Annotated in this window: 13 protein-coding genes; 6 read left to right on the top strand and 7 right to left on the bottom strand. The window is 55.7% G+C overall.

Annotated features, from left to right (window positions below; all coding sequences use genetic code 11):
• The first annotated feature begins 77 nt into the window (after positions 1 to 77).
• Positions 78 to 1859 (top strand): B12-binding domain-containing radical SAM protein, encoded by a 1782-nt coding sequence (locus PCH01S_RS12790; RefSeq protein WP_042229800.1) that lies wholly within the window; start codon positions 78 to 80, stop codon positions 1857 to 1859.
• 114 nt (positions 1860 to 1973) lie between these two features.
• Here PCH01S_RS12790 and PCH01S_RS30885 read toward each other — a convergent pair whose 3' ends face one another.
• Positions 1974 to 2297 carry a hypothetical protein gene (locus PCH01S_RS30885; RefSeq protein ID WP_042229799.1) on the bottom strand — a complete coding sequence of 108 codons (324 nt, stop codon included), beginning with the start codon at positions 2295 to 2297 and terminating at the stop codon, positions 1974 to 1976.
• On the bottom strand, positions 2278 to 3255 hold the full coding sequence (locus PCH01S_RS12780) for a LacI family DNA-binding transcriptional regulator (RefSeq protein ID WP_042229797.1): 978 nt from the start codon (positions 3253 to 3255) through the stop codon (positions 2278 to 2280). Before PCH01S_RS12780 ends, PCH01S_RS30885 begins: the two co-directional genes overlap by 20 nt.
• A 236-nt stretch (positions 3256 to 3491) precedes the next feature.
• Here PCH01S_RS12780 and PCH01S_RS12775 point away from each other — a divergent pair, with 236 nt between their 5' ends.
• Positions 3492 to 4301 (top strand): Cof-type HAD-IIB family hydrolase, encoded by an 810-nt coding sequence (locus PCH01S_RS12775; protein ID WP_042229963.1) that lies wholly within the window; start codon positions 3492 to 3494, stop codon positions 4299 to 4301.
• Between the two features lie 125 nt (positions 4302 to 4426).
• Here the strand turns inward: PCH01S_RS12775 and PCH01S_RS12770 are convergent, their stop codons facing one another.
• The 3 genes from PCH01S_RS12770 to PCH01S_RS12760 are packed head-to-tail and all read right to left on the bottom strand — an operon-like array spanning position 4427 to position 6975.
• Positions 4427 to 5392, bottom strand: a complete 966-nt coding sequence (locus tag PCH01S_RS12770; RefSeq protein WP_042229796.1) for a type I phosphomannose isomerase catalytic subunit — start codon at positions 5390 to 5392, stop codon at positions 4427 to 4429.
• Positions 5389 to 5994: a class I SAM-dependent methyltransferase gene (locus PCH01S_RS12765; protein WP_042229794.1), complete on the bottom strand. Its 606-nt coding sequence runs from the start codon at positions 5992 to 5994 to the stop codon at positions 5389 to 5391. Before PCH01S_RS12765 ends, PCH01S_RS12770 begins: the two co-directional genes overlap by 4 nt.
• 12 nt (positions 5995 to 6006) lie before the next feature.
• Positions 6007 to 6975, bottom strand: coding sequence for a TIGR01212 family radical SAM protein (locus PCH01S_RS12760; RefSeq protein ID WP_042229792.1), 969 nt, complete (start codon positions 6973 to 6975; stop codon positions 6007 to 6009).
• Between the two features lie 160 nt (positions 6976 to 7135).
• Here PCH01S_RS12760 and PCH01S_RS12755 point away from each other — a divergent pair, with 160 nt between their 5' ends.
• Positions 7136 to 7735, top strand: coding sequence for a WGxxGxxG-CTERM domain-containing protein (locus tag PCH01S_RS12755; RefSeq protein WP_042229791.1), 600 nt, complete (start codon positions 7136 to 7138; stop codon positions 7733 to 7735).
• A 346-nt stretch (positions 7736 to 8081) separates the two neighbouring features.
• Positions 8082 to 8813 (top strand): tRNA (guanosine(46)-N7)-methyltransferase TrmB, encoded by a 732-nt coding sequence (trmB, locus tag PCH01S_RS12750; RefSeq protein WP_042229790.1) that lies wholly within the window; start codon positions 8082 to 8084, stop codon positions 8811 to 8813.
• Here the strand turns inward: trmB and PCH01S_RS12745 are convergent.
• On the bottom strand, positions 8810 to 9946 hold the full coding sequence (locus tag PCH01S_RS12745; RefSeq protein WP_042229788.1) for a UDP-N-acetylglucosamine--LPS N-acetylglucosamine transferase: 1137 nt from the start codon (positions 9944 to 9946) through the stop codon (positions 8810 to 8812). The genes trmB and PCH01S_RS12745 overlap by 4 nt on opposite strands.
• A gap of 55 nt (positions 9947 to 10001) precedes the next feature.
• Positions 10002 to 10529 (bottom strand): phosphatase PAP2 family protein, encoded by a 528-nt coding sequence (locus PCH01S_RS12740; RefSeq protein WP_042229787.1) that lies wholly within the window; start codon positions 10527 to 10529, stop codon positions 10002 to 10004.
• 339 nt (positions 10530 to 10868) lie between these two features.
• Between PCH01S_RS12740 and PCH01S_RS12735 the strand changes: the two genes are divergently transcribed.
• On the top strand, positions 10869 to 12041 hold the full coding sequence (locus PCH01S_RS12735; RefSeq protein ID WP_042229786.1) for a glycosyltransferase family 4 protein: 1173 nt from the start codon (positions 10869 to 10871) through the stop codon (positions 12039 to 12041).
• A 413-nt stretch (positions 12042 to 12454) separates the two neighbouring features.
• Positions 12455 to 13684 (top strand): glycosyltransferase family 2 protein, encoded by a 1230-nt coding sequence (locus PCH01S_RS12730; protein ID WP_042229785.1) that lies wholly within the window; start codon positions 12455 to 12457, stop codon positions 13682 to 13684.
• Positions 13685 to 13909 lie beyond the last annotated feature (225 nt).

Here is a 13909-nt window from a genome sequence, read left to right as displayed (position 1 = left end):
GCTTTGTCAACTCGGCGAGGTTCGTGTAGAATAAGAACGATCCTTGATTTTATTGATAAAAGAGGTTGTAAACGACCATGAATATCGTTCTTGCCACATTGAACGCCAAATACATTCATACTTCGCTGGCTCTGCGGTACCTGAAGGCATTCAGCGAGCCCGAATTTCCGATTGATATCGTGGAGTACACGATCAAAGATCCGGCGATGAACATCGTTTCGGACTTATACGGCAAAAATCCCGACGTGCTCGGTTTTTCGTGCTACATCTGGAACATTGAAGAAACACTCCGCGTCATCCGCATGATCAAAAAAATCCGCCCCGATTTGACCATCGTACTCGGCGGACCGGAAGTCTCCTACGATACGGAGGAATGGATGCGTACGGTACCGGAGGTGGACTTCATCGTGATGGGCGAGGGGGAGGAGACGTTCAAGCATTTCCTCCAAGAGCTTTCAACCACGCGGAAGTTTCATTTCGTGTACGGCATCGCATACCGCAAAGGGGAAGAAATTATTTTAACCCCCGGCCGTCCGAAGCTGGATCTCAATGCGATTCCTTCCCCACACCGGTTCGAGGAAGATCTGAAGGACCTCGGGAACCGGGTCGTTTACTTTGAAACGAGCCGGGGCTGTCCGTTTTCATGCCAGTTCTGCCTGTCCTCCATCGAAGTGGGGGTGCGCTATTTTGATATGGAGCGGACGAAGTCCGAAATTCTGTACCTCATTGCGAACGGAGCCAAACTTATCAAGTTTGTCGACCGGACGTTTAACATTAAGCGGGATTACGCCCTGGAAATTTTCCAGTTCCTGATTGACAATCATCAGGGCTGCGTGTTCCAGTTCGAGATCACGGCCGATATTATGCGGCCCGAAGTGCTGGATTTCCTCGCGGAGAACGCGCCTCCGGGAATTTTCCGCTTCGAGATCGGCGTCCAGTCCACGAACGACGAGACGAACAACCTGGTGAAGCGCCGCCAAAATTTCGCCAAGCTTACCCGTACGGTGACGAAGGTGAAGGAAAGCGGCAAAATCGACCAGCATCTGGATCTGATTGCCGGCCTTCCCGAGGAAAACTACGACTCCTTCCGCAAAACGTTCAACGACGTCTTCGCGCTGGGCCCTGAGGAACTTCAGCTCGGGTTCCTGAAAATGCTCCGGGGAACCGGTCTGCGCATTGATGCGGCCAAGTACGGCTACATTTTCATGGATCAGGCGCCCTATGAGATTCTGGGCAATGACATTCTGCCTTTTACCGATCTGATCCGGATCAAGCGGGTGGAAGACGTGCTGGAGAAATACTGGAACGCCCACCGTACCGATCATACCGTGAACTACCTGATTGCCTCGGAATTTCCATCGGCTTTCGATTTCTTCCAGGAGTTCGGCGATTACTGGGAGGAAAGAGGCTGGCAGAAAATCGGCCACCAGCTGGAAGATTTATTCACCCGGCTGCATGCTTTCCTGACCTGGCGAGGCACGAAGGGAATGGGCGTCATCGAAGGGCTGATGAAGCTCGATTATTTCCTGAATCACAAATACAAGCCGCGTAAAATCTGGTGGGATTTCAAGCTGGACAAAGCCGAACAAAGCGATTATCTAAAAAGAGCTGCGGATCGTCCGGACGAGGTTTCCGGCGATTTCAGCGAGCTGCGCATGGGCGAAAAGGACCTGCACAAGCATGCCGTCATCGAAGTAGTCCCGTTCGACCTGCGGCGCTACCTGCAGGACGGCTCGCTCGACACGTCGGCGGAATCGCTGCTCCTGGCCGTCTACCGGCCGGAAGCGGGCGGTCGTCCGACGGTGTATTCGATGCCGTTAGGCCGCGCATCGGCGCCGTCCGTGTCTGCCGGGAACTGAGCAGGCGTACGGCAGAAAGGCTCCCGCCCCTCGTTATTGGGGGCGGGAGCCTTTTTTGTTCGTGCACGTGCTTCGTCGTGACGACGATGCGCACGGGTCCTTTTGCCGGATTCATCACGTATCCGATGTCAGGAGTCTCACGCGGCCGGGAGGGGCGGCATCGCACATGGCCAAGGCCAGCCGCCCTATGTAAAGCCGTCCTATGTGAAGCCGCACGATGCGCGGCAGCTTCGCATAGGGCGCCTTGACGCAGCATGCTTCGCTTTCCGTACTGCGCGAAGCTCCCAGAAGCGCGGTGCTCGGCCTCACATGACGGTGGTCAACCGCATGCTGCCGGGCTCCCGCCGAGCGAAGGGCGCAAGGACGGCTGCCGGCGACCTGCGGCTCCGTGCCAAGCCCGGCACGCTTGAAGCGAGCGCTACACGGTCGCGCGTTCAATGAGGCGGAACGGCAGCTCCCGGTGTTCCACGGGGCTGGCGGGGTCCTGCAGCCGCTTCAGCAGCAGGGAGAAGGCCGTACGCCCGATTTCGACGAGCCGGTTGTCGATCGTGGTGATATCGAACAGCTGCGCAATCGGGTGGTTGTCGAAAGAGACGATCGCCAGATCCTCCGGTACGCGGAGGCCGTTTTTGACCGCCTCGCTGATGATGCCGGCGGCTACCTGGTCGCCCGCCACGAGCAGAGCGGTCGGACGCTCCTCCATGTCCAGGATACTGCGGACTACCTCCGCTCCGTCTTCGATGGAGTAGATCTGGTAGAACATCCACTCCTCCCGGACGGGAACGCCCGCCGAAGAGAGGGCGTCGGAAAAAGCGCGCCGCCGGTTCCGGCTGTTGAAGCTGTGCCCCCGCCCCAGGCAGTAGCCGATGCGGGTATGCCCTTTTTCCAGAAGAAGCTGCATGGCCAGCCGGAAGCTGCCGTAATGGTCGATATGGACCGAGGAGATCCGGTCGCTCTCGATATATTCGCAGGCAATGATCGGCCCGAACTGCGAGTAAGCCTCGATGACTTCCCATTTCAGGGAACGGGAACAGATCAGCAGGCCGTCAATCTGTTTGATTTTCAGCATGTTCAGCAGCTCGGTTTCTTTATCCGCCGCATAGTTGGTCTGGCTGACGAGGAGATGCACATTGGCTTCCAGCGCCTCCTGCGCGATGCCTTCCATAATGCTGTTGAAGTAGGGCAGATTAAGATAGGGGATGACGACCCCGACCATGTTCGTTTTGCCGGTGATGAGATGAACCGCATTCACATTGCGGGAGTAGTTAAGGCGTTGTACGACTTCCTGTACAGCCGCGCGTTTGGCTTCGCTGACGTAAGGATGATCGTTGAGCACGCGGGAAACGGTCGCTACGGAGACTCCGGCCAGTCTGGCAATATCCTTGATGTTGGCCATAGGTCCGGCCTCCTTTCTGTCCTCAGTTTAATGCAGCCTAATCATCCGCGTCAAAAATTTCGGAAGAGAGACTTGACGTGAAAAGCATTTCATACTTTACGCTTAATTTGCAAGTCTTCATGTCTCCGTCCGGCGTAACCTCCGGGGCGTTACGGACGAGGCGGAGGGCTTCCGATCAAGACCTTGTTACCTCGGCAGATTTCAAAACGAACTTATACCGGAAGGGGTACAGAGAGATGGAGAGAGCGATCGTATTTTTTGATATCGACGGAACATTGCTGGATGAAAATAAACAGATTCCCGCATCCACCCGCAAAGCCGTCAGGCTGCTGCAGGAACGGGGCGTGTATACGGCCATCGCGACCGGGCGCGTACCGTCCATGTTCAAGGACATAAGGGAAGAACTCGGCATTTCGTCCTACGTGTCCATTAACGGACAGTATGTGCTGTTCGAAGGCCGTGAAATTTATACGAATCCGATGGATCCCGAGAAGCTGGCGGAACTGGTCCGAGCGGCGGACGAGCAGGGGCATCCCCTGGCGTACTGCGGCCACCCCGAGATCCGCGTAAGCAGCTCGCATCCTCATGTGAAGGAAAGCTACGACAACCTCAAGCTTCCGTGTCCGGAAACCGATCCGGAGTTTTACAAACATTCTGCGGTTTTTCAGGGACATTTATTCTGCGACGCCGAATCCGAGAAATTGTACGCGGAGCGGTATCCGTATTTTCAGTTCATCCGCTGGCACGAGCATGCTCTTGACGTTCTGCCTGCCGGAAGCTCCAAAGCGATTGGCATTCAGGAAATGCTCAAAGCCGTCGGAATTCCGAACGAGAATTGTTACGCTTTCGGCGACGGGTTGAACGATATACAGATGCTCACCAGCGTAGGAACGGGAATCGCGATGGGCAATGCGGCTCCCGAAGCGAAAGCCGCGGCCGATCTGGTCACCGACTCGTGCTCGGAAGACGGCATCCTCAAGGGACTCGTCCAGGTAGGTCTGCTTCCCGAAGAGGCCCTAGAAGAACTGGGCGAGCATGCCCGCTGAGACAACCCGTCTCCTATAACGTTAAAAAGCCTTCTTCCTTTACGTGCGTCGGCACGGAGGGAAGAAGGCTTTTTTATGTTCGGCCGCAGGGCCTATCTGTAGACTAAGAGCCTAACGCCTTGGGTCTAAGGCAGATAAGAGCGCAGCACCGTCTGGCTGCCGCTTAGCGTATAACCGCCCAGCGTGGCCGGCAGCAGGAAGCAGTCGCCCGGCTTCATCGCCAGGGAGCCGTCGGCCCATTCCAGCGAGCCGCTGCCTTCGCAGGCGATCAGCAGCGTGAAGCTTTCCGGCGTTGTGGACAGGTTCCACGGAGCGGTTACGACGCCTTTTTCCACCACGAAATAAGGGGAAGCGGCCAGCTCCAGCCATTCGTTCGGCGCAGCGTCCATCGTTTTCATAAAAGTGGCGCCGGCCTTACCGAAGCCGATAACATTCAGCGAGTCTTCGATATGAAGTTCCCGCGGCTTGCCGTCGAGTCCGGGGCGGTTATAGTCGTACAGGCGGTAAGTCGTGTCCGAGTTTTGCTGGATTTCCGCTACAAGCACGCCGGAACCCAGCGCATGGACCGTACCTGAAGGAATATAGAAGCTGTCGCCCTTCTCGGCTTCCACAGACATCATGGTGTCCAGAATGCGGTCCTCTTGAACGGCGGCTTCGAATTCGGAACGCGTGATTCCGTCCTTCAGCCCGTAGATGATCTTGGCGCCGGGCTTAGCGTCCAGCACGTACCACATCTCGGTCTTTCCGAGCTCGCCCTGCGCGAGGTTCTCATAGTCATTGCCGGGGTGTACCTGAACGGACAGGTCGTCGTTGCAGTCAAGCAGCTTGACGAGCAGAGGAAAACGTCCGTTTCCGGCGGAAGCGCCTTTCGCACCGAACCATTCGGCGCCCAGCTTTTCGCGGACTTCGTCCAGGCCGAGGCCTTTCAGCTCTCCATTCGTAACGGTAGAGGTGCCGTTCGCATGATCCGCGATCATCCAGCCTTCGCCGACATGGCCTTCGGGAATCTCGTAGCCGAATTCCTCCAGGGCGCGGCCGCCCCATACACGGTGTTTAAAATCGGGTTGAAAATGAATCGGGTAAGGTTTCATTTCAGTACTCCTCTCGGTTTCTTTTTCTCTATACCAATCAGGTAAGGCGACCGTGCCGCACTGTTGATAAACCGGTAGCAGAGCACGCTCCACTTCTCCTGGGGAAGCCCGGCGGCCCAGCTTTCGACCGCCTGCGCCTCGGAAGCTCCGCCATCGTGGCCCGGGTACAGGGCGACGGTGAGGATGCCGCCTTCGTGCAGAAGAAGGAGCGCGGCTTCCAGAGCGGGCAGCGTGGAAGCCGGCACGGTAATAACCTCGGGATCTGCGCCGGGCAGATACCCGAGGTTGAACATGACGGCGGCCGTCCGTCCCAGGCATTCGCCCGGGACGGCGGCCGCCATGTCGGCATGGCTGCGCAGCAGAAGCGAGACCCGCTGCGCGCCGCCGGAGCCGTCCAGCTCGCGTTCCAGCCGCGTACGGGCCGTTTCCAGCGCCTGCGGCTGGATATCGAAGCCGTACACGCGGCCGCGGCTGCCGACGAGCCTAGCGAGGAAGATGGTGTCCACCCCGTTGCCTACGGTGGCGTCGATCACCGTATCGCCGGGGCGGACACGTCCCTCGATCCATTTATGCGCGCAGCTCAGAATGGAGAGAAATCCCATGGCGGCCTCCGCTTATGCCGGTCCGGCGGGGGCTGCGGGCGTCCAGAGCTTCCCCTGCCAAGTATCCCGGCGTTTCAGCTCGGCGTCGATCGCGTTAAGCACTTCCCATTTCTTCAGGCTCCACATGGGGCCGATGAGCAGATCGCGCGGCGCATCGCCGGTCAGCCGGTGAACGATCATTTCCGGCGGGAGCAGTTCAAGCGTATCGACGATGAGCTTGATGTATTCGTCTTGCTCCAGGAAGCGGAGCAGGCCCGCTTCGTACTGCTTCACCATCGGCGTTTTGCGCATCAGGTGGAGCAGATGGATTTTGATGCCCTGCACATCCATGGCGGCAACGGCTTTCCCGGTCTCGATCATCATATCATCGGTTTCCTGAGGCAGTCCGTAAATAATATGCGCACACGTGCGGATGTTGTGTTTTCTCAGCTTGGCGACCGCTTCCGTGTAGCACTGCGTATCGTGAGCCCGGTTAATGAGGGTCGACGTGCTTTCGTGAATGGTCTGAAGGCCCATTTCGACCCACAGGTAGGTGCGCTCATTGAGTTCGGCCAGATATTCCACGACATCGTCGGGCAAGCAGTCCGGCCGCGTGGCGATGGAGAGCCCTACAACGCCGGGCTGCTGAAGAATGACTTCGTAATACTCCCGCAGCTCGTCCACGGGCGCGTAAGTGTTGGTGTAGGCTTGAAAATAGCCGATGTACTTCGCATCCGGCCATTTCTGGTGCTGGCGGTCCCGGATCGTGTTAAACTGCGTTACCAGGTCGTCGCGGCGTCTCCCCGCAAAGTCGCCTGACCCTCTTGCGCTGCAGAACGTGCAGCCTCCGGTAGCGATTTTGCCGTCCCTGTTCGGGCATGTGAAACCCGCGTCCAGCATGACTTTAAATACCTTCTCGCCGAACTGGCGGCGCATCTCGTAATTCCATGTATGAAACCGTTTATCCCCCCACAGGAGAGGCTCGGTTGTAATTGCGTTCATGAGGTTTCAGTACTCCTTTTTCAAATCTGACTTTTCCTATTGTAGCCCAAAACAAAAGGGAATGCACCCCTTCCTCTGCCAGTATGTACCCCGTTTAAAGCAACCCGGGCCGGACATCCTAAGGGAGCAATAAAACAACTGCTTTGAAAGGGGACTGTCCATGAAAAAGCTTCGCTATGCTACGCTTGCTGTTGCCCTGACTTCTATGCTTACGGTGGGTGCCGCGCACGCCAGCACGTTGGGAACAGGTTCGACAACAGGAACGACCAACACGACGGTGACCGGCACGACGACTCCGGGGACAACCATGAACGGTGTCAACCCGAACGCCACAGCTCCGGATCAGTTGAACCGCGCATACAACACGGGCCGTAACGCCGTAACAGGTACGGTAGGCGCTGTAACCGGTGGTGTGACCGGTGCCGTTACCGGTGCCGTAAACGGCGCGGCAACGGGTGCGGCGACAGGCGCAGCGACAGGCACAACGAGCGGCGTGAATACCTACGGTACGGGTCACAACGTCAACACGGGCACGTACGGAACGACCGGTACGGTCGGTACCAACGGCAACCGTATGATGGACCGCATGACCACGACGGGCACCAACAACCGCGGTGCTTACGACACGTCCACCTACCGTACGTACGGAACGACCCGCAACAATAATATGAACTGGGGTTGGCTCGGTCTTCTCGGCCTCATCGGTCTGGCCGGTCTGGGCGGACGCAACAAAAGAGAGAACGAAATTCATAACCGTTAACCCACGGGAAGCAGAAGGGCATCTCTTTTGGAGATGCCCTTTCCCGTCTTCGGAATATATGGTGCCCGAAAGAAGCCATGATCTTGACGGGAACCGCAAATTTTGCTTGGGACGCCCGGGCCGTGGCCGAAGCGCGCCGAAAAGTACGCGTGAACCGGAGGCGGTTTCGATTAACCGCTGACCCTTTTAGCCGGATAGAGCGTTGATTTGGAACGTTTCCGGGGCTTGCCGGATGCTTATTTTCCTTTGCATTTTCCGGGGGAATCGTCTATTATTTGAAGCATGTTTCCGTGATCCCACAGGGAATGACTGCAGGTGACCGGGTAAGGATTAGGGGAGGTAAGCAATGCGTTTAAGAGGAAGAAAAGGAATCCGGGAAGCAATCGAGAAGCAGCGCGATCTCATTGTTCTGGAACCGGCTTTATATAAAGGAAAGTGGGCGGAAGTGTTCGGAAACGGCAATCCGATTCATGTGGAACTCGGGATGGGGAAAGGCCAGTTCATCAGCGAAATGAGCCGGCGCAATCCCGGAATCAATTTCATCGGGGTAGATATGTACGATGAACTGATCCGCAGAGCGAGCGAGAAAGTCCGGATCGCGCACGGCATCGAGGAATCGGCCGTGGATGTATCGCTTGAGAACATCCGGCTTGCTTTGTTTAATATCGAACGGCTGGAAGAAGTTTTCGACGAGAATGAACTGGAGCGGATTTATCTGAATTTCAGCGATCCGTGGCCCAAGAAGAAACATGCCAGACGCCGCCTGACTCATGCGGGCTTCGTCCATAAATACAAACACGCGCTTAACGAGCGCGGCGAAATTCACTTCAAAACGGACTCCAGATCCTTGTTCGAATTTTCGTTGAACTCTTTTGCGGATCTGGATCTGAGAATGCGGAACATCTCCCTCGATCTGCACGGCGGTTTCGAGGAAGGGTTTAATCCGGATCACGTGATGACGGAGTACGAAACGAAATTTGCCAAGCAGGGCATGAATATACACCGTGTGGAAGTGGTCCTCGGGTCCCGGGCTCTTGCCGAACACGTGGAACGCCTACAAGAAGAACAGCAGTCCTAAACGGACTGCTGTTCTTCTTTGTGTATAAGCGTCATGATGACTTGAGAGTAGTCCGTCTGGAACATATTGCGGCAGCTTTCCCGGATATCTTCCCGCATCCGCCGCATTTCGTTTCCGCGTTCCGACAACCCTTTGAACCACAAGCGGATGGTTTCTTCCGACAAAATGGATTCCCCGAAGCCGTTTTCCGTGAAAAACAGCAGATTTTCCTCTTCCTGTCCCGGGATAGGCTTGTGAAAGAGCATCGGAATGCCTTTGGCCAGGCCTTCCGTGCAGGTCATTCCGCCCGGCTTGGTCACCAGCAGATCCGAAACTTCCATCAGCTTGTCGACTTCGTTCGTAAAGCCGAGCAGCTTCACGTGGGGATGAAGGAACCGCGGGTCCTCCTGGCATTTCGCCAATGCCTTCTGATTGCTGCCGAAGCAGAAAATAAGCTGGACCCGGTCGCGCCAGCGGAGCATTTCGTCAAGCACGGTGTCGCCCCCGATGAGTCCCCAGCCCCCTCCCATGACGAGCACCGTAGGAATGGAGGCCAGCTCGAACCGGTGGCGTATTTCCGTCTTGTCGTGAGGCTGTCGGAAACCGGGATGCACCGGAATACCGGTGATTTCGATCTTGTCGCCGGCCACTCCGCGGTGGAGCAGCTTGGTTTTGACTTTGTCGGAAGACACGAGATATTTGTTGACTTCCGGCGAAATCCAGGTGCCGTGCACGTCATAGTCCGTTATGACCGTGCATAAAGGCACAGACAGTCCGGCCCGTTTCAGACGGGATACGACGATGCTGGGGAACGGGTGCGTGCAGACGATGGCGTCCGGACGCAGTTGAGTGATGATCTGGGCCGTCTGGGCGTAAAAAATTCGGTGAAGCGCCATTTGCGTGATGGGATTCAATGACTTTTTGTATTGGAAGCGATAAAGCTTTCCGTATAATTTCGGCTGGGAATGAAGCGTTTTACGATAGGCGGAAAAAATCCATCTGGCTAATGTTGGGTGAAGGAAAGCGCCGAGTTCCAGAACGCGCGTCTGGATGCCTGGATACAGCTGCCGCATATTTTCGGAAAGGGCGTAAGCGGCCTGGGTATGTCCGGCACCGAAGCCTTCGGATAACAGCAGTACTCTTTTTTTGCGCAAGTCTATTCACCTTTCCTTCTTATCCATGAATTTCCATCCTATTACCATACTCAATTCAAGGCCACAGCGCAACGGAGGCAGCAGCCGCTCCCGAGCCGATTACCGCGCCGGCCAGGCAATCGCTGGGATAATGAAGCCCGAGGTACATGCGGGACAGAGCGACCAGCAGGGCGAGCGGAATGAGGACGAAACCGAGAACGGGCATATGGGCCACAAACGGGACGATCACGGAGAAAATGGCCGTCGTGTGTCCGGACGGAAAGCTGTGGTCCTGCAGCGGCTTTCGGCCGGTTCTCGTATTGGGCACAACCAGATACGGGCGTCTGCGAGGATACAGCTTTTTGACGATGGCTACCGGAATATGGCTTATCGCAAGGGCGGCAAGCGCCTGGATGCCGGCAATCTGCCAGACTCCTTTTCCGAATAGGGACAAGAGCAGTGTGACCGCAATGGTTGCGGTCGCTCCCCCGAGATGAGTAAGCGTCCCGAGAATACCATCCAGTATGGTGTGCCGGAACCGCTGGTTGACATAGAGAAACATGCGTGTTTCGTGCCGGTGCATCCAATGAACGACTTTGCTCATGATGATGCCTCCTTCCCTGTTAGCTAACGGTAGTTTAGCTGTTAATTCTTAAGGAGAACGAGTGCTAATTCTTAAGAAAGGTTTAATTTTTCATGGATTTTCTTCGTTTCTTATTTTGACGAGGAATTCCCTCGGACACCTTCAGTATAAAAGCATTTTGTTAGCGCAGTATCAACGGAGGCCGACGCCGGATATTTACAACTTATTAACCGGGTTATGACTTTTCAAAGCTCTCTCGTTAACAAACGCCCTATACAATCGAGAAGAGAAACTTCTCGGAGCGCAGCGGATTGCACTTTCCGGGAGGTCATCCGAGCTGTGGAAACGGAGGGCTGTCTTATGAGAGTCGCGTTATTTACGGATACGTTTCTTCCCGATGTCAACGGGGTCGCCAAAACGCTGGGACGCTGGGTCCGCTACCTGGAATCCCGCGGAGCGGTGTGCCGCGTATTTGCGCCTGCGGCCGGAGAGGCCGGAACTTCGGGCATCCGGAGTGTGGAACGATTTTACAGCATTCCTTTCTCATTGTATCCGGATTGCAGGATGGCGATACCCAATCCCTTGTTGGTCGGCAGGATGCTTAAGGAATTCCGCCCGACCCTCATCCATCTGGCGACGCCGTTTAACCTCGGCCTGACGGGCCTCCACTACGGGAAAAAGCACCGCATCCCCCTGGTCGCCTCCTATCACACGCATTTCGACCAGTATTTGGCCCATTACCGTCTTCAATGGATGGAGCCGATGCTCTGGAAATATCTGCTTTGGTTTCATCAAAACTGTGTAAAAATATATGTACCCTCGCCTTCGACCGGTGAAATACTCCATACAAAAGGGCTGACAGGTATCGAATTATGGGGGCGGGGCATCGATACGGCCGAATTCCGCCCGCATACGGATAGGCGGAAAGTTTTGAACAAGCACAACCTTTTGCCCGGCAAGTTCGTATTACTATATGTAGGACGTCTCGCGCCCGAAAAAGGTTTGGATGCGCTGGTGCGCGCCTTCGCCAATCTGCCCGAAGCCTTCCGCTCGAAATGCGCGCTGATCCTTGCGGGAGACGGCCCCATGCGGGCGGAGCTGGAGAAGCGGCTTGCCCCGTACCCGGACGTCCGCTTCTGCGGCTTCGTGGAGGGCAGGGAGCTGGCGGAACTCTACGCGGCCGCCGACGTATTCGTGTTCCCGTCCGCCTCGGAAACGTTCGGCAACGTGGTGCTGGAGGCGATGGCGTCCGGAACGGCCGTCGTCGGTGTGAACGCCGGCGGAGTGGCGGATAACGTCAGGCATGGGAATACCGGCCTGCTTTGTCCGCCTGACGATGCGTCCGCGTTGGCCGCGGCGGTGCAAAGGCTTTACGAAGCCCCCGAACTGCGTCGAAAACTGGCGCTTGAGGGCCGTTCGCACGCGCTTACCAGGAGTTGGGACTCAATTTTCGCAACTCTCTACGAAAGCTATAGGGAGGTTGCGGGAGACGCCGGCGGCGGAGCCCGAAGGGCGGCAGGCATCGTGAAATAAGCGCCGCGCCGGGATAGTCCGTCCAAGTTGTTTTGGCCCTGCGCCTCGATTATAATGGAGCAGACGGCCCGGCCCGCCGCAAATTAAAACCAAAAAAAGGCCGGCAAACATGGATTTTATAGAGGCCAAAGTCACAAAAAAGCAGAAAACCGGGGGAAGAAGCCGCAATCGCACACGAGAACGAGCGCCGATTACTTTACTGGGGTCTTTTCGCGCTAAAATGTTCGAACCGACCAAATAGTCCATTAATAGGGTTTTGACAAAAGCATGGAAACCCGTCACAATCAAGAACGATTGCATTGGCTTCTGCAAAAAAATGATTACAATGGCTTCAAGTGGAACAAAATGGGTTACATACAAAGCGATAAATATAAAAACAGACTTTGTTGTGAACATTAAAAGGGGGGTTTACGATGCTGGATACAATTTTGCTGGTCTTGCAAATTGTATTGGTGTTATTCGGGGCTTATCAGTTGTTTCTAACATTCTTTGGCTGGAAGCGTCCGAAAAAGAAAACGCAGCATCCGCCGCAGAAATCATTCGCAGTTCTGGTAGCGGCGCATAACGAAGAAGAAGTAGTAGGGGCCTTGCTCGAGAACCTGAAGCAGCTCGACTACCCGAAAGAGCTGTACGACGTTTTCGTCATTTGCGACAACTGTACGGACAGCACCGCCGATATTGTGCGCAGCCACGGACTGTATGCGTGCGAGCGCAACAACCCGAATCTGCGGGGCAAAGGGTACGCCATCGAATGGATGCTCAAAGAGCTGTGGAAGCGTCCGCGCCAGTATGACGCCGTCGTCATGTTTGACGCCGACAACCTGGTCGGTCACGACTACCTGCGTCACATGAACGACGACCTGTGCAGCGGCTCCCAAGTGATCCAGGCTTATCTGGACACCAAGAATCCGAACGATTCCTGGGTTACCGCTTCCTACGCCATTTCGTATTATTTCGCGAACCGCTTCTGGCAGGTTCCGCGTACGAATCTGGGCCTTGCCAACTATCTTGGCGGTACAGGCATGTGCTTTGAGTCGAACTTGCTGAAGCAGATCGGCTGGGGCGCGACGAGCCTCGTCGAAGACCTTGAGTTTTCGATGCGCTGCGTCAAACTCGGCATCAAGCCGACGATGAACTACTACGCGAAAGTCTACGACGAAAAGCCGCTGACGTTCAGAGCGTCCGTCAAACAGCGCCTGCGCTGGATGCAGGGACACTTCGACGTCTGCCGCCGCTATCTGTTCCCGCTTCTGTGGCAGGGACTTAAAGAGCGCAGCTGGACCAAAATCGACGCCGCTTTCTATTCGGCTAACGTATATAACTATTTCTTCGGTTCCATCCTGAGCGTGGCGATTTGGATCAAAGCCATCGTGCCGGGCGGAACGGACATGAATCTGTACGAATTGGCTCCGATTGTCAACGTCCTGGCCATCTCGATTTATGTGATGCTGCCGATCTCGCTGTTTATCGAGAAGGCGTCCGGCAAGACATACAAGTACCTGATCGCGTATCCGATCTTCATGCTGTCCTGGTGGCCTATTACCGTGTACGCGTTCTTCACGCAGAACAACAAGCAGTGGAGCCATACGAAGCATACGCGTGTTATCCGCCTGGAAGAAGTGCAGAGCAAGCAGGTCAGCTAACTTACGGGAGGAGCAGAATAAAGTTGACTTGTCTTCTCCGGAGTGGTATAGTGGTACGAGTGATTGAAAAACTGCATATCTTTGAAAGAAGAGGCGCCCGCTTCTCACCTGACCGATTCCGTCGGCTGGTTACGATGAATAACGTCAACGTTTTGTTTTTGTGTGAACAAACGAACCGTGGGGATGTGGGCTGTTAGCCTGCATCCCCTTTTTATATCCTGGCAA

It is taken from the genome of Paenibacillus chitinolyticus NBRC 15660 (assembly GCF_000739915.1).
GTDB lineage: Bacteria > Bacillota > Bacilli > Paenibacillales > NBRC-103111 > Paenibacillus_F > Paenibacillus_F chitinolyticus.
This window is presented reverse-complemented; position numbering and strand designations above follow the sequence as displayed.

Excerpts from the sequence above, each read along its gene's own strand:
- trmB (WP_042229790.1), top strand. The coding sequence starts at position 8,082 with ATGCGTTTAAGAGGAAGAAAAGGAATCCGGGAAGCAATCGAGAAGCAG.
- PCH01S_RS12780 (WP_042229797.1), bottom strand. The coding sequence starts at position 3,255 with ATGGCCAACATCAAGGATATTGCCAGACTGGCCGGAGTCTCCGTAGCG.
- PCH01S_RS12765 (WP_042229794.1), bottom strand. The coding sequence starts at position 5,994 with ATGGGATTTCTCTCCATTCTGAGCTGCGCGCATAAATGGATCGAGGGA.
- PCH01S_RS12735 (WP_042229786.1), top strand. The coding sequence starts at position 10,869 with ATGAGAGTCGCGTTATTTACGGATACGTTTCTTCCCGATGTCAACGGG.
- PCH01S_RS12790 (WP_042229800.1), top strand. The coding sequence starts at position 78 with ATGAATATCGTTCTTGCCACATTGAACGCCAAATACATTCATACTTCG.
- PCH01S_RS12730 (WP_042229785.1), top strand. The coding sequence starts at position 12,455 with ATGCTGGATACAATTTTGCTGGTCTTGCAAATTGTATTGGTGTTATTC.
- PCH01S_RS12770 (WP_042229796.1), bottom strand. The coding sequence starts at position 5,392 with ATGAAACCTTACCCGATTCATTTTCAACCCGATTTTAAACACCGTGTA.
- PCH01S_RS12775 (WP_042229963.1), top strand. The coding sequence starts at position 3,492 with ATGGAGAGAGCGATCGTATTTTTTGATATCGACGGAACATTGCTGGAT.
- PCH01S_RS12740 (WP_042229787.1), bottom strand. The coding sequence starts at position 10,529 with ATGAGCAAAGTCGTTCATTGGATGCACCGGCACGAAACACGCATGTTT.
- PCH01S_RS12755 (WP_042229791.1), top strand. The coding sequence starts at position 7,136 with ATGAAAAAGCTTCGCTATGCTACGCTTGCTGTTGCCCTGACTTCTATG.
- PCH01S_RS12760 (WP_042229792.1), bottom strand. The coding sequence starts at position 6,975 with ATGAACGCAATTACAACCGAGCCTCTCCTGTGGGGGGATAAACGGTTT.